Annotated in this window: 18 protein-coding genes; 5 read left to right on the top strand and 13 right to left on the bottom strand. The window is 34.0% G+C overall.

From position 1 onward, the window contains the following. Positions 1 to 137: 137 nt before the first annotated feature. The 5 genes from pbpC to IRZ99_RS17660 form a co-directional block, all read right to left on the bottom strand. Complete coding sequence (pbpC, locus tag IRZ99_RS17680) at positions 138 to 2,513, bottom strand: penicillin-binding protein 1C (protein WP_194658512.1); 2,376 nt, start codon at positions 2,511 to 2,513, stop codon at positions 138 to 140. A 141-nt stretch (positions 2,514 to 2,654) separates the two neighbouring features. Next, entirely contained in the window at positions 2,655 to 3,245 is a 591-nt protein-coding gene (locus IRZ99_RS17675; RefSeq protein WP_194658511.1) for a transposase, read from the bottom strand. A gap of 151 nt (positions 3,246 to 3,396) precedes the next feature. After that, complete coding sequence (locus IRZ99_RS17670; protein ID WP_194658510.1) at positions 3,397 to 9,075, bottom strand: MG2 domain-containing protein; 5,679 nt, start codon at positions 9,073 to 9,075, stop codon at positions 3,397 to 3,399. Between the two features lie 363 nt (positions 9,076 to 9,438). Beyond that, positions 9,439 to 10,071 (bottom strand): hypothetical protein, encoded by a 633-nt coding sequence (locus tag IRZ99_RS17665; RefSeq protein WP_194658509.1) that lies wholly within the window; start codon positions 10,069 to 10,071, stop codon positions 9,439 to 9,441. 20 nt (positions 10,072 to 10,091) lie between these two features. Beyond that, positions 10,092 to 10,535 (bottom strand): nucleoside deaminase, encoded by a 444-nt coding sequence (locus IRZ99_RS17660; RefSeq protein ID WP_194658508.1) that lies wholly within the window; start codon positions 10,533 to 10,535, stop codon positions 10,092 to 10,094. Positions 10,536 to 10,754: 219 nt separating this feature from the next. Between IRZ99_RS17660 and IRZ99_RS17655 the strand changes: the two genes are divergently transcribed. Genes IRZ99_RS17655 through IRZ99_RS17645 form a run of 3 tightly spaced genes read left to right on the top strand, consistent with a single transcriptional unit; the run spans position 10,755 to position 14,497 of the window. Beyond that, positions 10,755 to 11,621 carry a hypothetical protein gene (locus IRZ99_RS17655; RefSeq protein ID WP_194658507.1) on the top strand — a complete coding sequence of 289 codons (867 nt, stop codon included), beginning with the start codon at positions 10,755 to 10,757 and terminating at the stop codon, positions 11,619 to 11,621. Positions 11,622 to 11,672: 51 nt separating this feature from the next. Beyond that, entirely contained in the window at positions 11,673 to 13,460 is a 1,788-nt protein-coding gene (locus IRZ99_RS17650) for a 1-deoxy-D-xylulose-5-phosphate synthase (RefSeq protein ID WP_194658506.1), read from the top strand. A gap of 35 nt (positions 13,461 to 13,495) precedes the next feature. Continuing rightward, positions 13,496 to 14,497: a DUF3078 domain-containing protein gene (locus IRZ99_RS17645; protein WP_194658505.1), complete on the top strand. Its 1,002-nt coding sequence runs from the start codon at positions 13,496 to 13,498 to the stop codon at positions 14,495 to 14,497. A 93-nt stretch (positions 14,498 to 14,590) separates the two neighbouring features. Here the strand turns inward: IRZ99_RS17645 and IRZ99_RS17640 are convergent, their stop codons facing one another. Together IRZ99_RS17640 and IRZ99_RS17635 are read right to left on the bottom strand one after the other, a co-directional pair. Beyond that, a complete protein-coding gene (locus IRZ99_RS17640) occupies positions 14,591 to 15,937 on the bottom strand; it encodes a deoxyguanosinetriphosphate triphosphohydrolase (protein ID WP_194658504.1) in 1,347 nt (448 codons plus the stop codon). Positions 15,938 to 16,022: 85 nt separating this feature from the next. Then, positions 16,023 to 16,484: an Lrp/AsnC family transcriptional regulator gene (locus IRZ99_RS17635; protein ID WP_056190279.1), complete on the bottom strand. Its 462-nt coding sequence runs from the start codon at positions 16,482 to 16,484 to the stop codon at positions 16,023 to 16,025. Positions 16,485 to 16,641: 157 nt separating this feature from the next. Between IRZ99_RS17635 and metE the strand changes: the two genes are divergently transcribed. Then, positions 16,642 to 18,966, top strand: a complete 2,325-nt coding sequence (gene metE / locus IRZ99_RS17630) for a 5-methyltetrahydropteroyltriglutamate--homocysteine S-methyltransferase (protein ID WP_194658503.1) — start codon at positions 16,642 to 16,644, stop codon at positions 18,964 to 18,966. Positions 18,967 to 19,267: 301 nt separating this feature from the next. Here metE and IRZ99_RS17625 read toward each other — a convergent pair whose 3' ends face one another. Then, a complete protein-coding gene (locus IRZ99_RS17625; RefSeq protein ID WP_194658502.1) occupies positions 19,268 to 19,849 on the bottom strand; it encodes an outer membrane beta-barrel protein in 582 nt (193 codons plus the stop codon). Between the two features lie 145 nt (positions 19,850 to 19,994). On the opposite strand from IRZ99_RS17625, the gene gldA reads away from it, so the two are divergent. Continuing rightward, on the top strand, positions 19,995 to 20,891 hold the full coding sequence (gldA, locus tag IRZ99_RS17620; RefSeq protein ID WP_072970431.1) for a gliding motility-associated ABC transporter ATP-binding subunit GldA: 897 nt from the start codon (positions 19,995 to 19,997) through the stop codon (positions 20,889 to 20,891). Between the two features lie 59 nt (positions 20,892 to 20,950). Here the strand turns inward: gldA and IRZ99_RS17615 are convergent, their stop codons facing one another. From IRZ99_RS17615 to IRZ99_RS17595, 5 genes are all read right to left on the bottom strand, one after another. Then, the gene (locus IRZ99_RS17615; RefSeq protein WP_194658501.1) at positions 20,951 to 21,712 is read right to left on the bottom strand and encodes a hypothetical protein; all 762 of its coding nucleotides are present in this window, start codon (positions 21,710 to 21,712) and stop codon (positions 20,951 to 20,953) included. Positions 21,713 to 21,795: 83 nt separating this feature from the next. After that, complete coding sequence (locus tag IRZ99_RS17610) at positions 21,796 to 22,902, bottom strand: AraC family transcriptional regulator (RefSeq protein WP_194658500.1); 1,107 nt, start codon at positions 22,900 to 22,902, stop codon at positions 21,796 to 21,798. 351 nt (positions 22,903 to 23,253) lie between these two features. Beyond that, a complete protein-coding gene (locus tag IRZ99_RS17605; RefSeq protein WP_194658499.1) occupies positions 23,254 to 24,663 on the bottom strand; it encodes a pyridoxal-dependent decarboxylase in 1,410 nt (469 codons plus the stop codon). Between the two features lie 32 nt (positions 24,664 to 24,695). Next, positions 24,696 to 25,919, bottom strand: a complete 1,224-nt coding sequence (locus IRZ99_RS17600) for a dicarboxylate/amino acid:cation symporter (protein WP_194658498.1) — start codon at positions 25,917 to 25,919, stop codon at positions 24,696 to 24,698. A gap of 81 nt (positions 25,920 to 26,000) precedes the next feature. Next, positions 26,001 to 26,654: a class I SAM-dependent methyltransferase gene (locus IRZ99_RS17595; RefSeq protein WP_194658497.1), complete on the bottom strand. Its 654-nt coding sequence runs from the start codon at positions 26,652 to 26,654 to the stop codon at positions 26,001 to 26,003. Between the last annotated feature and the right edge of the window lie 98 nt (positions 26,655 to 26,752).

The raw sequence follows: 26,752 nt of genomic DNA, 5'->3' as shown, positions 1-26,752 counted from the left end.
TCGAAAGATTGGCGGTTTTTTTATGTCTTTTTTTTCAGGAGCTATTTCCTGCTGTCCTTCCAATCTTTTGTGCCGAACCCCAGCACAAAAGGATTTTCCCTCCCATCAGGGCTAGGGAACTCATTTTCATAAGACTATTATTCCCTCACAATTTCAATTTTTCTTCTAATTTCATTTCCAAAAGCATCCACAACCGTAATATAATGAGTTCCCGAAGTTGGCGTAATTGGCAATTCATGAAACGTTTTGGTGGTCGCTTTATAAACATCATCAACATACCAAAAAAGTTCTTTATCTCTTTCTGAATAAGCAACTTTCAAAATTACAGGCTGTACTTCGCTATTAAAATTCTTCGTTAAATAAATTTTACTATTCGTTTTCGGATAAATAAAATCCATTGTGGTGGTTTGCGTTCCCTGACAATCTTCCTTAAATGGCGGCAAAGGCAAATATTCAATATGCTGACTTTTGTAATACCACGCCATAACCGGAGGCAAAACAAACCAGCTTTTAGTCACAATATTATCAACGCTTTCACAACTGCTATTGACCTGGAATTGCTCCGATTTATCTAAATGAACCTTTTTATGATACGGACAAACTGCCGTAGATTTTCCTTTTTTAGAAACCCACTGTTTGATTTTTGGACAATCTTCTTTCGCCAGATAACCACTTAAACGGCAAACCTCAACTTCTTCTAAATCCTTATAAGGCGTTGCGAACCACTTTTGTCTCGGCAATAAATTAAAAACATCAAATAAAATAGGTGCCGCGCTAGTTACTCCGGTTAAAGTTGGTCTTCCTTCTCCAGTAGCATTTCCAACCCATATTCCAACTACATATTTTGAATTGGTACCAATTGCCCAGGCATCTCTATTTCCAAAACTGGTTCCCGTTTTCCAGGCAATTTTTAATGAACTGTCATAAAACTTCCAGGCTTCGTCTCCTTCTGGTCGGTTCACTTCTTCCATTGCGTTATAAGTTAGCCAAATTGCTCCCGCTCCAATTATATTCTTCTGATCCGTTTCAGATCCAAAATCGGGTTCAAAATCATTTTTATAATTTAATTCTACAAATTCCTTAGTTCGATACTTTGCCTGATTTTTAGTATAATAATTAACTGTGGACGATAATCCTGCATATGTTCGGCATAAATCCCATAAATTACTTTCGGCACCACCCAAAATAAGCGACAATCCGTAATGATCTGGTGTTTTATTAATATCTCTTAATTTGAATTTTTGCAATTCTTCATAAAACTTATTTACACCAAAATCCTGAAGCATCAAAACGGCCGGAATATTCAGTGATCGCGACAATGCGCGATGCGCCGGCACCGCTCCGTCAAATGTGAGATTAAAATTTTGCGGGGTGTAACCCGCAATTTGAGTAGGTACATCAGCCACTAAAGTATTCGGTAGCAATTCGCCGTCGTCCAGCATTCCGGCGTATAAAAGCGGTTTTAGAATACTTCCGGTACTTCTTGGTGCATCAATAATATCGACATCTTTTTGATGTTCTTTATCTGTTGGAGCATTTCCAACATAACTCATAACGTTTCTGTTCGAAACATCAATTACTAAAATCGCCAGATTATTTACTTCATTCTGTCTATACTGATTGTAATAATACTTCGCAATTTGATTGACTCTATTCTGTAGAGTATAATCAATCGTAGTTTTTACGCGAGTTCCTTCTTCATTCTTAGCCACGCGCTGCAATAAATGAGGAGCAATTTGAGGTAAATCATAAGGTTTTTGTGGTAATGGTTCTTCTATTGACAATTCGTAAGTCTGTTTATCAATAATACCTTCCTGATGTAATTTCAACAAAAGCCGGTTACGTTTATTCAATAGTTTTATTTGATTTTTCCCGGGATAAATTAAACTTGGAGCATTGGGCAAAACGGCTAAAGTTGCATTCTCCGCCCATGACAATTGATTCGATTGTACTCCAAAATAACGCCAGGAAGCCATTTCTAAGCCCACAACATTCCCACCAAATGGCGCATGAGCCGCATACATTTCCAAAATTTCATTTTTAGAATATCCTAATTCTAATCGCGTCGCAAGAATAATTTCGATTAATTTTTCAAAATAGGTTCTTCCTTTTCCTTTTCGGGATAAACGAATAACCTGCTGTGTTAATGTACTTCCACCTCGGACAACTTTTCCAGCCTTTTTATTTTGCTTAATAGCATTTACCATCGCAACGGGATTAAATCCGGGATGTTTGTAGAAGTATTCATCTTCAAAATAGACAATACATTTTTTGAATTTATCTGGTACGCTGTCTTGCGAAGGAAATCGCCATTGTCCGTCATCGGCGATTTTCGCGCCAAGCAATTCTCCTTCTTTACTTTCAATTACCGTAGAATAAGGTTCTTGAAATAATGTTCGCGGTATAGAAAAATAATAAATCAGCAAGAGCATAAATGCAATTGCCGATTTTATTTTATTCTTTTTTATCCAATTTATAATGCGTTGTGAGAACGCTATTAATTTATTTTTCAAAGTAATTCGAAAGTTTTTAGTATCCTAACAGGTTTCCAAAACCTGTTAGGTATCTTTTTAATACAACTATAAGGAAATCAACTTCCTCTCAATATAATACCTAACAGGTTTTGGAAACCTGTTAGGAGAGTAATAGTTGTCCTATCCATCACTTAAACTAACATCATTAAGCACTCCTTCATAAACAATCCTTCTTTCATCATGACAAAACTTAAAATTTCCTACATCATCAAATAAGTCAAGAATAAATTGTCTATCAATACTACTTTGTTTATCTGACAAATAGGAACGATACGATGAATGTAAATAATTCTCGAAGTGTTCAGTAAATTTATGCTTAATCGGATTCAAATGAACATAAATGATTAATTGCTTTAAATAATTTTCATTTTCAATTCTATTGCGTTGCAGATGTTCTTGAAATAGGCTCCCAGTTCTATTATATGCTTTATTGATACTTTTAGAATAGGCATTAAACAAATTCGAAAATGGTAAATGAATTTTTTCTTTAAATTTTTCCGGTATATCTTTTCTATCCTTAATTCGTAAAACTATATGAAAATGATTCTTAAGTAAACAATAGGCATAAATATCTGCAACTGGCACAATATATTTCTTTAATTTTTCTAGAAAATAACTGTAATTCTTCTCTTCAATAAAAATATTCTCTTTGTTATTTCCTCTATTATAGATATGATAATATTGTCCTTCTTCAAAAATATCCTTCTTCAACTTTTATAATTTTCTTAATTTTTTATTTTCCACTTTAATTATCCTAACAGGTTTCAAAAACCTGTTAGGTATCTTTCTTAGACCCTTAATCTTCAATATAAATACCTAACAGGTTTTGGAAACCTGTTAGGATACGAAAATATTCAAAACATTACTTCACAACCTCAACCCAAAATCCTTTTGTTCTGGCTAAGAAAGTATTATCATACATAGCCTCACATTGCAATCCAGGCAAATAATAATTTCCAAGATAAGAAGCGTTCAACAAAATTCGGAATACTTTTGTTTCTCCGGCTTTCATTCCAAAATAGAAATTAGTTCGGTCATCTCGAATATCAATACAATCAGCAATATTGTTTGTTGCGTCTCCGTAATCGGTAAAACGAGTATTTACAATTTCGAATCCTGAAGGCAGAATTTGCGACAATGCTACATTTTCAACGTGTTCATTTCTTTGATTTCTAATCGTCACTTCAGCGATAAATTCAGTTCCCTGACTAATTTTAGAAACATTAATAACACTTCCTTTTCTGTTTTTGAAAACAATAGAAGCCGAAACATCACTCGCAATTGCTTTCTCTTGTCCGATTGGCAATATTCCAGTATTCAAAACACGAACGTAAACCGTATTATTTTTAATGTTTTTCAGTGTTATGCTATTAGCCCCCGTTTGAGCAACCAAACTTCTGTCTGCGATTGTTTTTTGAGTATTTATCGTCTCGCCTTTTCCATTTTTGCTAAACTGAATATTGATTCCTTTTGGACCGTTACTTACAGCAAATTTCGACATAGCATATAAACAATAAGCCGTTGTCTGCGTACTCATCCATTGATTATTTGACATTTGTTTAGCTAATTTTGAAGCCATATCAAATGCTTTTTGTTTTTGTCCTAACAGTAACATTGTTTCCAAAGCCATTGCTCTGTTTCTTTCGCTTGAACCGTAATAATAATAATTGTAGTTACTAGATTCGTCTTCAATTTTGCTATGTAAAAACAAGTTCAGTCCAGCCGATTTTTGTCCGGCCAAAACATATGCTGCAGCCAAACGCAGTTTACTTTCGTTTGAAATTCCTTTAGTTTCTCTTAATCTGTTCATTGAAGATAAATCGGCATTTCCAGCTAAAGCCAACGTGTATAATCTGTACGCCTGAGCCAAATCATTTCCGTATTTCGCTTCAAAACGCCATTGTTTCGCTTCGCGTTGTTGATAGGAAATCCATTTTGATTTGAAATTAATTGGTAAAACGTAACCTTTTTTCTCTGCTTCAATCAGGAAATGTCCGGCATATGAAGTTCCCCAATCATCTGCAATTGTATTTCCTTGCCAGTAAGCCACACCTCCATTTGATAATTGAAAACTTCCTAATCTCGTAATTCCGGCTGTAATATTCTTTTGGATAATTCCTTTTCTCGTTGCATCTAAATCGACAACGTCATTTAAATACAATTGTGGAAAGACAGAAGAAGTTGTTTGTTCCACACAGCCATGAGGATATTGAATAAGATATTGTAATCTTCCATTCAAATTCATCGTTGGCATTGACGAAACTTCCAATCTTGCTTTATTGCTTCCTGAAACTCCAAAAGTTTTCCATGAAATCGTTTTGGTACTGTTTGGAGGCAGAATTACATCCGTAAAAGTATTCGTAACCGGATTTGGATTTGTCATATCGATTTCGACATCGTAAACCGATTTCTCTTTTCCTGAAGTCGCAACAACCTGAACTTTGGCAATTCCTGTCGTAGAACCTACAACCAAATTAAAATATGCCATTTTTTCGTCAGGCGAAGCAAAAGTCAAGGATTGTGTTGCGCTTCCCATTACTTTTAAACCATTGCTCGTTTTAATCTGAATCGAAACATTTTTGATATTATTCTCCGTTGCAAAAACCGTAACCGGAATCGTTACTTTTTCTGAAGGCGAAATTTTTCGTGGTAACGAAGCCAAAACCATCAACGGGCTTTTTACGGGAGTTGCTTTTTCGACACTTCCGTAAGCACTAGTATTCGCATCTCCCGCAACCACCATAGTTCGAACTGAACCAATATATTTTGGTAATTTTAATTGGTGTGATTTCGTTTGTCCTTTTTCTAATTTAAACGGACCATAATAAAGTACCACAGGTTTAAAACGATTTGCTTTCTTAGCTTTTCCACCGCCTAAATCCTGATCTCCACCAATACTGAAAATCTGATTTATTTTTCCGCCATACGCTCCAATTACATCATCGTAAATATCCCAGGTCTTAACACCCAAAGCTTCACGAACGTAAAAACTATCCCATGCATTTGGTGTTTTAAATCGGGTTAAATCCAATAAACCTTCATCAACAACCGCAATGGTATAAGTCATTTCTTTTCCGGTTTTTTCTCCCACTTTTACCGTAAAGGTCTGTTCTGGTTTTAATACATCCGGCATTGATAATGTTGGTGCCAAAATGGTGTTTTTATCCACCACTTCAATCGGAACAATTCCGTACATACGAATTGGCGAGTCATTTTTAGTTGACGCATGAGGCTGTAATAAGGTAATATTAAAATAGACATTTGGAGCCATTGCCGAAGTTATCGGAACCTCAACTTTAGTTTCTCCTTTTTGTGTTTTTGCCCAAATAGTCTGTACCACTTTTGATCCGTTTTCGATAGAAATCAAAGCTCTTCCGCCTTCACTTGAAGGAAAAGAAATCTGTGCTTTTTCTCCAACAGCATAGTTTTTCTTATCTGTCGAAAAAACCAACATATTGGCTGTTGAAGCATCTCTGTTACGCGTTTTTCCAGACCAAATTGGCCAGTCAATATTAACCGTTAAAGCTGTTGCATGACCGTCTGCATTATCTGAAACACGAATCAAATAACGTCCCCATTCTTCATCGGTTAAAGAAAACTGAACCGTGCCTTTTCCGCTAGAATCGGTATTGATTACAAATGTTTTATATGAAGTTGTCGCATTCGAAGAATTATAATTTGATAAATTATCACTCGAAGCGTCCCACCACCAGCGCCATTCTACTTTATATACTTTTACTTCAAGGTTTCTTACCGCTTTTGGTCTTCCATTTTCATCAACCGTTACTATATCAAAACGATTGTTGGTTCTGGTTTCCAGCATGCCGTATTTGTTAGGTTCCGGCGATTTAATTCCGACATAGGTTTTATATGGAGAATAAGTCGTTGAAATGACGTCGGTGCTAAAATCTCCACCTTCTTCATACACTTTTGTGATGAACGAAGCACGAAGCATTCCCGGGGCCTGACCTTGTAATTTTGGCTGAATATTTACTGAAGCCTTTCCGCTTTCATTTAATTTTCCGGAGAAAACATTAATTTCTTCTGTGCTGAATTGACGTACTAAATCATCAAAACTAAATTTCTCATACCCTTTAAAAGTAGTTGTTTGCTGGGAAAATTTCGCCTGCATTTCTACATTCAGATTTTTAGCAATAGCACCATGAAGCCAGGTTACCTCTAGATTATCAGTATTTGGATAAGATGATGAAAGTGTTTTTCTGGTAAATGTATTTTTGATTTTTAAACGATTGGGTTTAATCGTTTCAATTTTAATGCTCTTATAAAATTTAGCGCCACCAACGCTTACCATTGCTTCCCAGTTTCCTGTTGGTGCGTCCTGGCTTGTTGGAACGGTAAAAGCATAGTGATTCAGTTCATTTGTTTTCTGAACGGTCTGATAAACGGTTTTACCATTCGGATCATTCAATCTAAATTTGATTGGATGTGATTTCGGAAGTTTATTTGATGCGTCATTCAAGATGAAAGACAAATACAGATTATCACCCGGACGCCATACGCCACGTTCCCCATAAATAAAGCCTTTTAGACCTTTTTGAAGAGTTTCTCCCGCAACATCAAAATTACTCACAGACAACGAAAGTCCATCATCCAGCTTCACATAAGTCGATTGATTTCCTAAGGAAACGATAGCAAAATAGGCAAATTTATTCAGCTGAAAAGAAGCAATTCCTTCGCTGCTAGTAGTCGCAGTTGCTATTTTTTGCTGCTGATAGGTATATAAATCCACTCTTGCATTTGAAACTGGTTCTGTTGTTACAATATTGTTTACAGCGAATACATACGATTTATTCTCGCCTCTTTTTGCAATTACCCCTAAATCTGTCGCTAAAATGTTAGTGGCAATCTTAGCATTGTAATAATAAGAGCTGGTACAAGGATCCTGACTTTCTCTCCATTCGTAATCGTCATAATAGTAATCATCGTAAGAGTTCTCGCTATAGTTCACATCATTTTCATCGACTTCTTCTTCCTCTTCTTCATTTTGATCAGCCTCTGAAGTTTCGCATTTGTATAGAGAATATTTCTTTTTGTAGACAAATTCTACTCTGTAAATGGCGCCGGGTTCCGGTGTGATGATTTTAGATAAATCCAAAGCAAAAGTGTTCCACTTAGCCGGATTTATCAGTTTACTTTCAATTAAATTCAGTGTTGTTTTTGCAATGGGCTGAGCTACTTTCTTGAGATTTTGAGCTCCGTTTAATTCATTGTATTGAAGAAATTGCAGTATATTATTCTTGTAAATTTTATAGACTTTTACATCAACCGCACTTAAGTTTACGGCTTCGAAATTCAGTTTTAAATTATTGGAACTTGGTAAAATAGTTCCATTTTTAATAAATTTAATACTTGGTTTGATTTGGTCAAAAGAGATTTTCTCGGTGTAATTCGAGTCCATTTTTTTGCCGTACTGACTTTCGATTCCCTGAAAAACTTCAATCAATAAATCTCCGGCCAAAATTTGTTCGGGTTCAGACTGTGGTTCTTCTTCCTGAACCACTTCAACTGCATCGTCTACAACCGCCGCAGCACTATCAACTACAACTGCAGCCGAATCTACTAACGAAACCGCAGTTTCTTCTACTGGTACTGAAACCTCAACTTCTTTTTGAACTGGTGCTTTTTCATTGTTGAAATATACTTTTAGCAAATTCCCCTGAGTGGAGAATTTCAGATTATTAGTATTCTGAATTGACACTAGTCCTGCAAAATCCTGTCCTTTTTCTAAAGGCTCAGAAAAGTTAATTAAAACGGATTGATTGCTTCCATCAGGAACTTCAACTTTGACAATTTTAAATTCGTTTATATTCGTAATCGGAACATCAATTTGTCCTTTCTGGTCAATATCAAAATCGCTTCCGTCATAAATAATCTCCAGATTTGTGGCTTCAGAATAACGCTGAATACTGTCAATTATAAAATTGAATTCTTTTGCAGAACCCGATTTTGCATCAAATTTAATTTTAAGATTATTCCCTTTTTGCTTGGCCTCAACCAACTTTTTAGCAGTTTCAACATCAATATTGTCTGCTGTTTTAAGAACACAGTTCAGGTATTGGTATTCTTTACTGTACGATTGAATATCAGCCGTATTTATGGTAAAATCCTGCTTGATGGTTTTGACTGTAAAATTGAAATCAGAGAGCTCTTTTTCTTTCTCTTTTGGAAGTGTGATGATTTTATCTAAGTTTAAAGTAACCTGATATTCTGTTCCCGGTTTCAGCTTTTTTTCCGGGATAAAAGCAATGGTGTTAGGAGAAAGCGCCACCACTTTTCCGTCGACACTTGGAGAAATATCAAACAAATCGTTGTCTAAAACCTGACCGGCTTTCCAATCTTTTTTATCGAAAGCCAAAACCACCCGAATATCAGATTCCGACGAGACTATTCCCCCCGTGAAACTGACTATATACTCTTTAAATAATGAAAAATCAGAATTGAAATCGGCTGCTGATTTTCTGCCGCAAGATTGAAAAATAAAAAACACACAAAACACGAGAACTAATCCTTTTGCTTTCACTTTTATTTAGAGTTAATGGGTTACGAATTTTAAGAAATGACAGAACGTTTTAACATTTTACTATTAAAACCATAACTAGCCAAATGCCAATTATATTGTAGTAAATGTAAAGTATTTTCTGAAATATTTTAAGAGGAAAATTCGCTACTCTAACTATTTAACTTTTGTTGAAGATTTTAGAAAATGAATTAGTAAAATACTATATTTCACAACGTTTAATACTATAGAAAATGGCAGACCAAAGACATAGATATTCTACTGAAAATGAATTTTTATAATATGCTTTATTCCTTTATGGCATTTGTGCGTCTTTAAGTGACTTACTTGTTCTGATACAATAAAAACAGCTTTTTACCAGAATTTTTAAAGCTCTCTTCCAAGTTCAGACAAAACATTATCCATTTCGGCAAAATGTTCTTTTGTATTGGCGGCATAAAATAATTGATTGTCCTCTATGATTATAATTACATCGTCCTTGTAATTACCATAAAAACTTATTCCGCCAAGCCATTGCTTAAAAGAGAATCCTTTATTTTGAAAATTTTCAGCAGTAAACTTTAATTCATGTGGTTCTAATTCGTAAAATGTATTACAAGGATATTCCAATGCATAACCTGCCTGAAGAAAAGCCATTGCAGTAAAAAACTCAGTTAATGTGTCCGTCTCCAATTTCCATTCCTTTCCATCTTCACTTATGTAAACGGGCGGATTAGCTTTTGACAAATCATTTTTATGGATTCCCCAAACGCAAGCTCTCTGATTTTCAGAATAAAATATCAAATGATCAATTTGTTTATAATACTGAAAACGTTCCGGTACAATTAGTAAATCTTGTGTATGATTTAAGTTTTCAATTTTGCCCAATTCAGTATAATAATCAACAAATACCTGTGGAAGTTTGCCAAAAATATCTTTAACTATTTGAATCTCATCACTAGTAAAACCTTTAGGTTCTGTAATGTGATATAGCTCTTTTATTATTGAAAAATCAGTCATTATTTATCTTACCAAAAATTTTACTTTCGCCTTTCTATAAAAAAACGTTTCATTAAATCAGCAGCTTCATTAGCCATAATCCCTGAAGCGACGGTAGTTTTGGGATGTAGTTTTGTTCCCATAACCATAAAACCGCGTTGCTCATCTCGCGCACCAAAAACAATTTTCGAAATCTGACTCCAGTACAAAGCGCCGGCACACATTTGGCAGGGTTCGAGCGTCACATATAAGGTACAATCTTTTAGATATTTTCCACCAAGAAAATTTGCTGCAGCTGTAATGGATTGCATTTCGGCATGAGCCGTAACATCGTTCAGTAATTCGGTTAAATTATGACTGCTTGCTATTACTTTATTGGCTACTACGATTACAGCTCCAACAGGAATTTCACCTTTATCAAAGGCTATTTCAGCTTCCTGTAAAGCTTTTTTCATAAAATATTCGTCGGTGAAAGGATTTATCATAGTTGCAAAAGTACATTTTTGAAATAATTATTTCTGGGTTACAAATCAAAAAACATCAATGAAAACCTTAAATTTTTTCTCTCCTTAACTTCTTATCAAAAATTAATCGCCTCAAATAAAGCGTTTTTTTGAGGCGATTAATACAATTAATTGCCTCATTCTTTTTGAAAGTGATTTTCATATCTATTTTTTATTACATTTAAATATTGAAATTCAAACATGGAAAGAAAATACAAATTAACAATACCGGAACCTTGTACAGAGAACTGGGATAAAATGACGCCAAATGAAAATGGTCGTTATTGTATTAGTTGTTCAAAAACCGTTGTTGACTTCACATCGATGTTACCTAATGAAGTACAGCATTTTTTCATCCAAAATCAAAACAAAAAGATCTGCGGAAGATTTAAGAATTCTCAATTGGATACGATTAATATTCAAATTCCGAGTCGCATTTTGCATAATCAAACGTATTATCACAAAATGTTTTTACTGGCGTTGTTTATAGCAATGGGAACAACCTTGTTTAGCTGTCAGGATAAAAATGGAAACAAGCAAAAAATTAATAAAGTAGAAGTTGTTCAAGATGATGTTCCGGTAGAACATATTTCTGTTGGTGACCCGAAAATTAATAATTTACACGATACTATTGTACCACCACCTCCACCTCCAAAAGTTGATCAGGTTAAATTTGTAAAACCAAAAGAAAATGATAATCTAAAATCTGAGAAAACAGAAAATAAGAGAAATAGCGCTGCAAAAGTGGCAATTTATGCTAGTACTAATGGTGAAGTTTTGTCTGAAACCAATGCGGAATTTCCAGGTGGAATTGAACAGTTCTACAATTTTTTTGAAAAGGAATTTAAAAAACCTGAAAATATAAACACCAAAAATCTCAAAATCAATCTTTCTTTTGCAGTAGAAAAAAACGGATCTGTATCTTATCTTCAATGTGTTCCGTCAATTGACATTCTTATAGAAAAAGAAATCATTAGAGTTTTAAGCACATGTCCTAAATGGCTGCCTGGAGCAATTAATGGTAAAAAAGTAAAGCGACAATATTCTTTACCAATTGTATTACAATAGATGGCACAATAAAATTAAATTTAAAACCGTAAATTTGCTTTTTACCTTACAATGAAAAGCAATTTACTCTCCAACATATTCAATCCTGCAGATTTACGCTTACTTTCTGAAGAACAGCTTCCAGAAGTTGCGAAAGAATTACGTCAATTTATTATTGATGTTGTTTCTGTAAAAGAAGGCCATTTGGGCGCCAGTTTAGGTGTAATTGAATTGACAATCGCCTTGCATTATGTTTTTAATACGCCTGAAGATTTATTGGTTTGGGATGTGGGCCATCAGGCTTACGGTCATAAAATTTTGACCGAAAGAAGAGAAAATTTCCATACTAACAGACAAATCGGAGGTATTTCGGGTTTTCCGAAAAGAAGTGAAAGTGTTTACGATACTTTTGGAGTTGGACATTCTTCAACATCAATTTCTGCTGCACTCGGAATGGCGATTGCTTCCCAATTAAAAGGCGATTTTAATAAACAACATATTGCAGTTATTGGCGATGCTTCGATTGCAAGCGGAATGGCTTTTGAAGGTTTGAATCATGCTGGAGTTACCGATGCTAACTTACTGGTTATTCTGAATGACAATGCTATCGGAATTGACCCTAGCGTTGGTGCTCTTAAAAAATATCTTACCGCCGTAAAAGAAGGAAAAAATCCGAAGAAAAATAATATGATCAAGTCTCTGAATTTTGACTATTCAGGTCCAATTGATGGTCATGATCTTCCCAATTTAATAAAAGAATTAAACCGATTAAAAAACATAAAAGGCCCTAAATTCCTTCATATTGTCACTACCAAAGGAAAAGGTTTACAGCAGGCCGAAGAAAATCAGGTAAAATATCACGCTCCTGGAAAATTTGATGCTACAACAGGGGAACTGCTTTTAAAATCGGAAGAAAATTTACCTCCAAAATATCAGGATGTTTTTGGTCTGACTATTTTGGATTTAGCCAAAAAGAACGAAAAAATAATTGGAATTACGCCTGCAATGCCATCTGGTAGCTCTCTAAAGTTTATGATGGATGAAATTCCAGAACGTGCTTTTGATGTTGGAATTGCAGAACAACACGCCGTAACGCTTGCTGCCGGAATGGCGACACAAGGCATGATCGTATATTGCAATATTTATTCGACATTTTTACAGCGCGCCTACGATCAGGTTATCCACGATGTCGCTTTACAAAATCTACCCGTTATTTTTTGTTTAGACAGAGCAGGTTTGGTTGGCGAAGACGGCGCAACCCATCATGGCGTTTTTGATATTGCTTATTTGCGAGCAATTCCGAACATGATTATCTACGCACCAATCAACGAAATTGCACTTCAAAATATTCTATATACTGCTCAATTGGGATTAAATCATCCTATTGCAATTCGATATCCTCGCGGAAGAGGTGTTTTGCCAAACTGGGAAGTAGAAAATTTCGGACATTATGAGAAAATTAAAATTGGGGAGGCGAGCTGCCTAAAAAACGGCACAAAAATTGCGGTTTTGTCAACAGGAAGTATAGGTAATAATGTTATTGAAGCACTGGATGAATGTTCAAATTCTGACGAGATTGCCCACTATGACTTCCCTTTTATTAAACCATTAGACAACAATATATTACACTCTGTTTTTTCCGACTTCAACAGTATAATTACTATCGAAGAAGCTACAATAAATGGAGGATTTGGAAGTGCTGTTTTAGAGTTTGCTGCCGCAAATAAATACAAAAATAATATTCAAATTTTGGGTATTCCTGACATATTTATTGAGCATGGAACTGTAAATCAATTGCAACAATTGTGTAAAATTGACGTTAAAAGTTTGGTAAATCTTTTTTCTAACGATTCAAAATAATTATTTTGCACAACCGAAATATTAAAACCAACCTAATGAAATTATTGCGTTCTACCCTTTTGTTGCTGTTGCTTTTGTGTACTTCAAATAACTTCGCTCAAATTATTCAAACCACTTTAGATCCAAATCAATTACCAAAATTGCCTTCTAACTGGACCAAAAAAAATCAAGTAGGTTTTGACATTTCAGAAATTGCTTTTGTGAACTGGAGTGCCGGGGGAACAAGTTCTATTTCAGGTTTATTTAAGGGTGAATTTGGAAGAACTTATGTAAAAGGAAATCATAAATGGGTTAACGAACTTATTGTAAAATATGGTTTAAATAAACAGGATGGTACCGAGTTAAGAAAAACAGATGACGCATTTCAGTTAAATTCGACCTATGGATTTAGAAAGGACACCATATCAAATTGGTACTATTCAGCGAAATTTAATTTCAATACGCAGTTTTCAAACGGTTACAATTATCCAAATAAAGACATTGAGATCTCGAAACCTTTTGCACCAGCCTATATCTTTTTAGGAGCCGGAGCTGAAAATTCAAATAAGGCGAAAAACAGAACGTTTTATTTCTCACCAATCACTTTAAAGACAACTTTGGTATTAGATGATTATTTAGCTAATCAGGGATCTTTTGGTGTGAGAAAAGCAGTTTACGCACCAGACCCTCTTGATCCTACAGCTCAGATATTAGTTGAAGAAGGACAAAAAGTAAAAGCCGAATTTGGTATTTTGTTTACTGCATATATGAAAAGTGAGGTTTTTAAAAATATATTTTACGAAAACAGATTAAGCCTTTATACCGATTATTTAAACAAATTCGGAAACGTTGATGTCGATTATGACACACGTTTAGATCTTGTTGTTAATGCTTATGTAAAAGCAAATATTGGTATACATTTAGTTTATGACGATGATATCAAAACTAAAAAAGATGTTGTTGATCCAACTACCGGAGCAACATCTCAGGTTAACGATGGCCCTCGAGCACAGTTAAGACAGGTTTTAGGCGTTGGTTTAGTATATGCTTTCCAATAATAAAAATCTACTTTAATAGTAAGAAAATAAAATCACCCCGTAAAATGATCATTTTATGGGGTGATTTTTTATTAGTTAAACTGAAGATTCTAATTAATTATTTTTTCTTCCGTTGATTGTTTCAAACAATTCTAACGCATTTCCGTCAGTTAAAAGCGAAACATAATGACAAATATGAAGCAAACGCTCATATAAATTACCTTTGTCTAAATGATGCTTTTCCGGCAACATTTTCAAAATCAATTTGTCGTAGTTTGAAGCAGTTCCATCATATTTGTTGTTGAATGCTGTTATAAATTTATCCAGTAAGGTTTGAATAATTTGATAACCCACAATTTCTTTCTCAATTACTTCACGGCTTTGATAGATTTTCTCAACACTTAAATTGATAATATCATTCATCTGAGCTTTATACTTGCTTTTATCGGTTAAAGCAAATGGAAATTCTCCACGCAGAATTGCTTCTTCATTTTCAATAAAAACATCAACGGCATCATTAATTAAAGCCCCAATTGCCAAAGCACGTAAATAACTGATTCGGTCTTCTTTGGTCTCTAATAATTTATATTTAGCAACTCCGATATTGTCTTTGACCAATTTTATAAGATATTCCAAAGCATAATCTTCAGAAACCAATCCTAAATTTATTCCATCTTCAAAATCGATAATAGTGTAGCAAATATCATCTGCAGCTTCAACTAAATAAGCTAAAGGATGTCTTTCAAAGCCAATATCACCATCCTCTTTATTGGCTATCATTCCCATATCATTGGCTACTTCTTCAAAGAATGATTTATCAGTCTGAAAGAAACCGTATTTTTTGTCTGCAATATTATTTGTTGGTTTTTTAGGCAAACTTTCTTTTGGATATTTCATAAAAGCTCCCAAAGTTGCGTATGAAATTCTAAGTCCGCCCTCTATTCCAGGACGACTTGCCGTTAATACCGAAAATCCGTTGGCGTTTCCTTCAAAATCTATTAAATCCTGCCATTGTTTTGCAGTCAGTTTATCTTTGTACTTCAATCCTTTTCCTATTGAAAAATATTCTCCAATTGCTTTTTCACCTGAATGTCCAAAAGGTGGATTCCCAATATCGTGCGCCAAAGATGCTGCGGCAACAATGGCTCCAAAATCATTCATATGATACCCGTGAATTTCTTTCAAATAAGGATATTTCTCAAGAATTTTTTTTCCAACCAAACGTCCTAAAGAACGCCCAACAACCGAAACTTCTAAACTATGTGTTAATCTCGTGTGTACGAAATCAGTTTTAGAAAGTGGAATAACCTGGGTTTTATCCTGCAAAGAGCGAAACGCAGCCGAAAATATAATTCGGTCATAATCTACCTCAAAACCTAATCGTGTATCATCTTGTTCTACACGTAATCTTTTGCTAGTATCGCCTTGGCGTTTTAGTGATAAAAGTTGTTCCCAGTTCATTTCTTATTTTAGATTTGTGATTTTATATTTTAGATTGAGGATCTAAAACGTCAAAAATACATTTTATTTTATGATTTTTTAAGCATTAAAACTCCAATGCTGTGCTGTGTTTTATTTCTCCCATGACAAAAATGCTATTTGTATTTCCGATGTTTTCAATCGTTGATAATTTATTCATTACAAAATCCTGATAACTAGCCATATCCTTGACTAAAATTTTCAGCATAAAATCATAGTCGCCTGCAATGTTATAACATTCAATAATTTCAGGAAGCGCTACAATATCTTTTACAAAATTACTTCCCACATTTTTTGCGTGCTCTTTTAAACGCACATTACAAAAAACCGTCATGCCGCGATTCATTTTATTCTTGTCAAGCAAGGCAACATATTTGGTAATATATCCATCGCGTTCTAATCTTTTGATACGCTCATAAACTGGCGTAACAGTAAGAAATAATTTACTGGCAAGGTCTTTTGTGTTAATATTTGAGTTTTCCTGAAGGTGTTTCAGAATCAATAAGTCGGTTTTATCCAGGTTTTCCATAGTAATTTTTACGGCTAAAGGTTCTTTAAAAAGAGTTTTACAGTATTATAATCTTTAAAAATTCATTTTTTAAAGATTATTTACTTAAATAATGATCAAATATAAGTTATAAAATCTAATACAATAAATTTGTTCAGTAAAAAATACTGAATTAAAAATGAAAACAAATAATTTAGGTTACCCAAGAATCGGCAGCAACAGAGAATTAAAAAAAGCCTCTGAATTGTATTGGGCAGGAAAAATTTCTGCAGATGAATTAATCGAAACCGGAAAAGACATTCGCCGTAGAAACTGGCATTTGCAATTAGAAGCGGGAGTTGATTTGATTCCGTCTAATGATTTTTCTTTTTATGACCAGGTTCTGGATTTGACTTTGACTGTGGGAGCAATTCCACAACGTTATCAGGAATTTGCCAAAACAAATTCGGCTATCGATTTGTATTTTGCAATGGCAAGAGGAGCGCAAAAAGACGGTCAGGATGTTGTAGCAATGGAAATGACAAAATGGTTTGACACCAACTATCACTACATTGTTCCCGAATTCACGAAGGACCAAAAATTCGAATTGTTTTCTGAAAAAATAATCAATGAATTCAAAGAAGCAAATACCTTAAAAATTGCTACAAAACCAGTTTTAATTGGACCAATTTCTTATTTGTTATTAGGAAAAGAAAAAGAAGAAGGTTTTCACCGAATCGACCTTATTGACAAATTACTCCCTGTTTACTTGGAGATTTTCGAAAAATTACAAGCCGAAAATGTAGAGTACATTCAATTAGACGAGCCGTTTTTAGCTTTGAATTTAACGGACAAAGAACGTAATACTTTCACGGAAGTGTACAATGAAATCAACATTCGTTTTCCAAAAATTAAAATCATTTTAGCGAATTATTTTGATTGTTTTGGAGAAAATTTGGCAACTGCATTGACTTTGCCAGTTGATACTTTCCATTTAGATTTGGTACGTTGTCCTTCTCAATTAGATGATATTTTAGAATCCGGAAAATTAGCTTCAAATGTAAAGCTGTCTTTGGGGGTTGTTGACGGAAGAAATATCTGGAAAAATGATTTCAAAAAATCATTAGAATTGATCCAAAAAGCAATTGATGCTTTGGGTGAAAACAGAATTTTAGTGGCACCGTCTTGTTCTTTAATTCACAGTCCGTGCGATTTGGATTTAGAAACTAACGATGCAACTTTAACTCCGGAAATCAAACAATGGCTGGCTTTTGCCAAACAAAAAATCAACGAAATTGTCATATTAAAACAATTAGCTTCCGGTGAAATCGATGTTAAAAACTCTGTTGATTTTGAAAGAAACGTAATCGCAAATGACAATCGTAAAACTTCAAAATTAATTCACAATAATGAAGTAAAAGCGCGTGTTGCCGGAATTACAGCTTCTGATGACCAACGTAAAAGCACTTTTGCAACAAGAAGAAAAAGCCAGATTGAAGCTTTAGATTTACCGCTGTTCCCAACGACAACAATTGGCTCTTTTCCGCAAACAGCTGAAGTGAGAAGCTGGAGAGCGAAATTCAAAAAAGGAGAATTAACCACAGAACAATACAACGATTTGATCGAACAAGAAACCGAAGCTACGATTCGTTTTCAGGAAGAAACCGGAATCGATGTTTTGGTTCACGGAGAGTTCGAGCGTAATGATATGGTGGAATATTTTGGCGAGCAATTGGCTGGATTTACGTTCACCAAAAATGGCTGGGTTCAAAGTTACGGAAGCCGTTGCGTGAAACCTCCTGTTATCTATGGCGACGTTTCAAGACCAAACCCTATGACGGTAAAATGGTCGAAATATGCACAATCCTTAACTCCAAAATGGGTAAAAGGAATGTTGACCGGCCCGGTAACTATTTTACAATGGTCGTTTGTTCGTAACGATCAGCCACGTTCTGAAACTTGTACGCAAATTGCTTTGGCGATTCGTGATGAAGTCGTAGATCTTGAAAAAGCGGGAATCAAAATTATTCAGATTGATGAACCTGCTATCCGTGAAGGTTTGCCTTTAAGAAAAGAAGAATGGGCAAATTATTTAGACTGGGCTGTAAAAGCATTCAGAATTTCTGCATCTGGTGTTCAGGACGACACGCAGATTCATACCCATATGTGTTACAGTGAATTCAACGATATCATTCAAAATATCGCCGATATGGATGCTGATGTAATAACAATTGAATGTTCACGTTCGCAAATGGAACTTTTAGATGCTTTTGCCAACTTTAAATATCCAAACGAAATTGGACCTGGAGTTTACGATATTCATTCGCCACGTGTGCCTTCAAGTGCCGAAATGGTTCGTTTATTAGAAAAAGCTTCAGCTGTTATTCCGGTAGATCAATTATGGGTAAATCCGGATTGCGGTTTAAAAACACGTCATTGGGATGAAACCAAAAAAGCTTTGATCGAAATGGTTGCCGCTGCCCAGGAAATGCGAGCTGCCGTTGAAAACGGAGTGACAGCCTAATTTTATCTTATTATATTTTTGTTTTTTAGTGTCAACAAGTGGAATCGAAAATTCTTGTAGTTATGATTTAATTTCGATTTCAATTCTGTTGGCATTATTTTTTTTAGAAGCAGAAATTTTCGTTTTCAAAACACTTCCTGTCCCGCTATCCGCTATATCTTTTGTGGCGAACCCCGCCACAAAAGGATATCACTTCTATCGGGGCTAAATAAGAATATTTAATTTTCATAAGATTTCAGCCAGAAAACAAAAAGCATCCGCCGCGGCGGATGCTTTTTCAAAATTGAATATAAATCTAAGATTAAAAATTTTTAGAAATTCCGATGTTAAATGTTTGACCAAAGTTGAAGTAGAAACTGCTATTATCTCCACCGTTGTTCTCAACGTCCATCGTTTCGTAACCTAAACCACCAATGCTAAAGTTTAAACCAAAACCTTTTTTCATATTAATGAAAAGTGCTGGAGTAATACCTACGTACATACCATCTGCTTTAGTTTTTGAGTAACTATCATCAGAACCATAAACTTTTCTTTTTGCATTTTGAAAACCTGCACCCATATCTGCAAAAACAGAAAATGTTTGGCTCAATGGCACTGAGTAACGAACAAATGCTCCAATTTTGAAAGCATTAGCTTTTATTTCTCTAACAGTATTCTCATCATTAGATGAAGCTACTGTAAATTCACCCCCAACAGTCCAGTTATCATTAAATTGGTAACCTACTCTAGGAGAAAAGCTAAAAGTATTTGTTTTTTCTTCGCTAAACTGATATTCAGTTTTATCAGAAGTATATCCGATATTACCACCTACTAAAATTGTTCCTTTTTGAGCGTTTGCAAAACTGCAGATAGCCAATGCAGCCATCACTAAAATTTTTTTCATAATTTGGGTTTTATTTTATTTAGCAATCCTTTAACAATAACAATGCCGTCAATACTGGGATTTTTATTTTTTTTAGCAATACTTTAAAAGATAAATTTTAGCAATCAAGACTATTTCTGTTTACTTTTGTAACAAATAAAAAGTCATGTCGATAGAAGTAAACAGTATATCAAAAAGTTACGGAGAGCAAAAAGCTTTAAACGAAATTTCCTTTAAAATTGAGAAGGGAGAAATCGTTGGATTTCTTGGTCCAAATGGAGCAGGAAAATCTACTTTAATGAAAATTTTGACTACTTATTTATTGGCAGATAGCGGCTCAGCCCTTGTAAATAGCCACGATGTCATGACAAATGCAAAAGCAGTGCAGCAATCTATAGGCTACCTGCCGGAGCATAATCCGTTGTATTTAGATTTGTATGTTCGTGAGTATTTGGCTTTTAATGCCGATGTTTACAAAGTGCCAAAGTCAAGAATTGAAGAAGTAATTCAACTGACAGGACTGTCAGCTGAAAGTCATAAAAAAATAGGACAATTGTCTAAAGGATATCGTCAGCGTGTGGGACTTGCCAACGCCTTATTGCACAATCCTGACGTTTTAATTTTGGATGAACCAACTACAGGTCTGGATCCTAACCAGTTAATGGAAATTCGAAATGTGATTAAAAATGTTGGAAAAGATAAAACGGTTTTTCTGTCAACACATATCATGCAGGAAGTAGAAGCCATTTGTGATCGTGTCATTATTATTGACAAAGGACAAATCGTTGCCGATAAAAAATTAGATCATTTAGTGTCTGAAGATAAGGAACAAGTTATCGAAGTTGAATTCGATTATCAGGTTGAAGAACAGCTTTTAGCAAAACTGGAGAATATCACTTCATACAAAAATACCCACGATATGACTTGGGAACTAACCTTTGTAGCTGATAAAGATATGCGTCCTGCTATTTTTGATTTTGCCAACGAAAATGGTTTAAAAACACTACAATTGAATCAGAAAAATAAAAACTTAGAAGCCGTTTTTAGAGAAATTACTAAGTAAGGTTTCAGGTTTCAGGTTTATATTAAAAGCTCGTTTAAATAAAATTTAAACGAGCTTTCTTATTTCATTAAATTCTTCAGATAGATAGTAAACAATAAAGAAAGTAATATAGCTGAAAGGCGTAAAATATTTTTCAACAAAAATCCACTGCTTTGTAATGATTGTATATTTGATTTTGTTTTAAGGAAAAAGGCAATCAATCTTTCTGAATCCAAGGTAATCAAATATAAAACGCCAACCGTTAACAATATTGACTGCAACAAAGCACCGGCATTCATGTGATAAAAAATATTGATTAAAGTCAGATTAAACAACAATGAGAACAATAGTATTGATCCAATTAACAATGTTCTTCTAAACAGTAACAAATAGCCACCAATAATTTGAGTTACTGCTATTATAATTCCGAAAGTATGAGAATATCCAAAGTAAAACCAAGTCAGCCATTCTCCTGTCTGCTGATTCATAGGCATATTTGAGATTTCTATAGGAACAATAAATTGCAGTCCATAAAATTTTTTCCAGCCAAAACTAGCGATATTAAAAGCGATACAATACCGGATTCCGCTATATATTATTCCATAAACTTTATCCGAATCTATCTTTTGTTTTTGTTCCAAATAATACCAGATAAATGGAAACAAGACTGAAGTTAATAACGAAATCCCAACGACCGAAAAAACTAAAACAGGAGGCAGCCGGGGCACATTTCCTCCGTTGCCAAGCAACAATAATAAAGCTGAAAACTCAAGGCCGAGAATTAAAGAAGCACCAATTTTTTTAAAAATTGAATTTGAAATTTCTAAAGATTGTTCTAACATGGTTTTTATTTTTGAGTTAATATCCTGCAAATTTGAATATTAATTAAAAACCAAATGTTCCGATGTACACTTTCGAACCGATTTTAAGCTTCTTTTTTAATCAAAGAAATATTAGATTTTACAAATTCCGTTGGAGACAAGCCAACATATTTTTTAAATGTAGTATTAAAGGTGGTTTTAGAATTAAAGCCAGATTCATAAGCTATTCCTAATATATTTAATTGGCTATATCTATCAGATAATAATAAGGTTTTCGCCTCTTCAATGCGGTATTTGTTTATGAAATTATAGAAATTATCCTGGTATAATTCATTGATTGCAAATGACGTTTCGTTACAGCTCGCCGATATTTTTTTAGCCAATTTAGGCAGACTTAAATCATTTTCAAGATATACTTTTTCATGATCAATAAGTAATCTAATCTTTGTATCGATTTCATTCAGCCGAATATCAGATACTCTTTTCGGACCGTTCTTCTTATATATTCTTATTGATGACAATTCATTTAGTTCGCTTTCGCTAAAGTCAAAAATTTCTCGTTGTTGCAATGAAAAATAAGCCAAGAAAAAAATACTTGTCAAATACAAAAATGGTGTCAAATCAATTAGATATTTTAAGTCAAAAAAAACAAGATTTAACCAGGTTACTATAATAATCAATAAAATCAACAGAAAATATTTTAACCACTGTAAATCATTTTTTTCAATAGAGGATGAAAATTGTTTTATGCTTTTTAAATGTTTTTGAAGTGTTACAAAAGATAAAACCCAATAAATTAATACCTGCAACGGCAAAGCTGTCCTCAAAATAAAAAAAACTATTTTTCGTTCTTCCTCATCAAATTCAAAATTTTTTCCAATAACAAAAAATGGAATTCTGAAGATGAAAAATAATATAAAAGGTAAAAAATGCCATAAATTTTTAGGCTCAAATTTTTTACAAATCGAAGTAAAATACAAAATACTGATATAAAGAAAAGGTGCAGTAAGAAATCGAGACAAGCCGATCATTTCAAAAAGATTTGGATGACTTAAATGAAAATTTTTATAAAATAGTGGTATTTCGAGCATTGCAAAACCTACTGTGATAATAAATAATCCTAAAAATCTATTTGCAACCACATTTACTTTACGAGGATGAGCAATCAATAAGAATTCCAAAAGGAATGCTGCACCACTTGTAATACCCATTATAATTGGAAAGTTTATCATGTCAAAAAATAATATAGATTTTTTATGAATTGTAAATTCATTATTCCTTCGTTTTCAAACTGTTATATTTTTTTTTCGTAAATTGTTATTGTTTTTATTTAGACTTAATATAAATAATATTATATTTGCCTCATGAATTACAAAATATACTCACGATGACGAATATAATTGTTCTCATAATTTCGATTTTAATTTATAAAGCAAGCCAATTTTTTAATTGCCCTTAATTATAAATATTAAATCAGAATATTTTTTTGTTTTTAAATCCTTGTTTTTTTGTTTTTTTTGATGTTAGTAAAGAGCCTGTCTGTTCAACAGGCTCTTTTCATTTTAGATCTGTAAATCCAAAATAGTTTCTTTCATTTCTTCAATTACAATTCTAATATCCTCTTCTGTTGTACGCCAATTCACAAATGAAGCTCTGATTCCTTTACGATTTTGATAAACTGTTGGTGTCATGAATACTTTTCCTTTATCATTTAGGAGCGTTAAAAACTCACTTACTTTTTCCTGATTGTGGCTGCCTTTCAAAGTAAAGCAAACATTGTTTAACCGAATTGGAGCCAGCAATTCGAAATTACCATCTTCAATAAGTTCATTGGCAAATTGAAACGCCATCGAAGCACTATTTTCTACAATATCACAAAAACCTTCTTTACCATACGCCAATAAAGAAAACCAAACAGGCAACGCTCTTAAACGTCTTGAATTTTCCGGTAATACATTCAGATAATTAAAATTCTCTAACGGATTCCCTAAATAAGGTGCATTTGAATTCTGAAAAGTTTCTATTTGTAAACTTGTATGTTCTTTCTTGATCAAATAAAAAGCACTTTCATAAGGTACATTAAGCCATTTATGACAATCTATTGTAATACTGTCCGCTCCTTCCCAACCTTCAACAAAATGTTTATATTTATCTGAAACTGCAGCAAATCCACCAAAAGCAGCATCAATATGCCACCAGAAATTGTATTTTTTTTTCAACTTTGAAATTGCCTTAAAATCATCAAAATCAGCTGTATTGACAGTTCCTGCACTTGAAATCAAGATAAAAGGTTTTCCGTTTAAACTTTCAATGTTTTTCTCTAAATCGGCAATATCAATAGCTTCACGGTTTCCTACAATTGTTTTAAGCGTCGTATAATTATTACTTCCAATTCCCAACATTGCCAAAGATTTTATTGATGAGGAATGTGGAGTTGCAGTCAGAATATTGATTGTTTCTGAAATTCCGTTTTTTGCAAAATCTTTTCCAAATTGCTTTCCAAACCATTGTCTCGCTACTCCCAAACAAGTGAAGTTTGACATGGTCGCTCCCGTCACAAAGCCGCCTAAAAAAGTATCTGGTAATTCTACTAATTGCAACAATAAATTAATCGTTTCAAATTCTATTAAAGCAGAAACTCCCCCTTGTGCTTTTATAGCCTGTGTATTTTGGTCATAAACTGTAGCCAGCCAATCACCCACAATTGAAGCCGGCGTTGATCCGCCAGTCACAAATCCCCAATATCTCGGTCCTGGTGAACTGACCAATAAAGGAGCTAATCTTTCATTAAATTCTTCTAATGCAGCCAATGAACCCAAACCTAATTCGTTTAGTTCTCTCGTTGGATCAATTGAATTTTTAGTAGAAGTTGGAACATTTTCAAGATTGCTCAAAAAATCTATTCCCTGTTGTTTTGTTCGGTCAAGGATAGTTGACAGATTATTTAAATCGTTTTTTAGTACTGTATTCATTACTTGTAATTTGAAATAATTGTAGTTTTATTTTACCATTTGGTCTTTTCAGAAAACCGCGAAATCATCATCGAACAAATCAAATCGCCGTTTACATTTAATAAAGTCGCAATTGGATCAACTAATGTTCCTAAAATCATAGCAACTGGCAAAGCTTGCTCCATTGGTAATCCGTATACGGTTATCGCTAAAACTTCTCCAATATAACCTCCATTCGGAATTCCTCCTTCAACAATCGATACGATTACGGTAATTCCTAAAGCCAGAAGTATCGTTGAAGGTTCTGTAAAATCTTTTCCAAACATGGCAAAAAGAACCGTTATTTTTAAAATAGAAGACATACTCGATCCGTCTTTATGCAAAGGAGCCCCAAGCGGAATAACCAGATTCCGAACATGTTTTGGTATGTTCATTTTTTCGGCCGCTTCCAAATTTGCAGGAATGGTGGCAATACTGCTGCAGGTCCCAACTGCCGTTAAAGCCGGCGTAATGTTGTTGCTCCAAAATACCTTAAAAGCTCTTTTTCCTCCGGCAACCAAAGCGTACAAACTAAAAAACACAAAGAAGTAAAAAGTGCAGGCACCGTAATAAACGCCTAACGGTTTCGCATAAACACCAAATAACTGCGGTCCAAAAACCCCAACCTGATACGCAAAATAAGCACCCAAACCTATTGGTGCCAATTTCATAATCATGTTCAAAAGCTGTTTCATAACTTCATTTCCTGAATCCAAAAAACTTCTGAAAGCGCTTCCTTTTTCGCCCGACTGCAAACTGGCAAATCCAATCAAAAAAGAAAATATAATCAACGCCAACATACTTTTTCGGGACAATAATTCGAAGAAATCGTTTACGGTCAGCAATTGCGCTATCTGATCTCCGATACTTCCTGATTGAATATTTTCTATCGGAACTTTAGAAATGATGATATTTTGATGAATAGGAAAAAGATAAACTGCAAAAATCATGACAATTGCAGAAATAAGGATGGTCGCAAGAAAAACAGCGATCATAATAATAAACAATTTTCCTAATTTTTCTGTTCGTTCTAAATTGGCAATAGAAGAAGCAATTGTAAAAAATATGAGTGGGATAATGGCTGTAAAAAGTAAGTTTAGGAAAATATCTCCGAGTGGTTTTATGACCAAGACATCTTTACCATAAAATAACCCTAAAATACTTCCAAGAATAATACCGACTAGAAGTAATAAAATGCTACTATAACTTTTGAGAAAATTGATTTTTTTAACCTCCATATTATAAAAAGTATTATGATTTGCCGAAATAGAAACCTGAAATAAAAATCAATTAAATTACTCAAAAAAAGAGTTCAAAAACTATTTTTCCAAAACAATCGTAGTAAAATCGCGATCAACTAATTCTCCGGTTCTGGTTTTTACCTTTTCGGTTAAAGTCTCTTTGTATAAGATTTTAAAAGCTGTTTTTTGAACTAATTGCTCTACTTTTTCGGTGCTGTAAAGTTCAAATTCGAATTTTGTAAAAGGCAATTGTTTCATAAAACTTTCTTCTGCAAAAGTGATGCAGAAAACTCCATTGGGTTTTAAAATCCTGTAGATTTCTGAAAGTAATTTTTCTGGTTCCTGCCAGAAATAAATAGTATTTACCGTAAATATTTTGTCGAAAAAGGCATCTTGAAACGGAACTGCATCTCCGTCATAAAGCGAAAAGAAAGCTTGTTTTTGAGAAACAAAATTTCTGTTGATCTGGCGCGCTTCCTGAAACATCAATTCAGACATTTCGAGTCCGTAGTATTTAAGGTTTTCGGCTTGTTCGAATATAAATTCGACATGTCCTGCATTTCCATGACCTAATTCTAAAATAGAATTCCCGTCTTTTATATTTAGATTTTGAACAGAATGACGCGTCATGTTGATGTTAGTTTCATGCATCATGTTGGCCATTTCTATCCCTTTTTCTCCTGTTGGATGTTTTAACTGAGCCGCGATTGCTTGTAATTCTTCTTTTTCCATAATACAAAAATTAAATTTCAATTAAAAAATTCCAAATTCCAAGCTTGCTCGTCATTGCGAGGAACGAAGCAACCACACTAACTGTCTCAACATCATGT

Origin of the sequence: Flavobacterium sp. LC2016-12 (genome assembly GCF_015351595.1) — a bacterium.
Taxonomy (GTDB): Bacteria; Bacteroidota; Bacteroidia; order Flavobacteriales; family Flavobacteriaceae; genus Flavobacterium.
The sequence above is the reverse complement of the archived record's forward strand: the minus strand, read 5'-3'. Positions and strand labels throughout refer to the sequence as shown.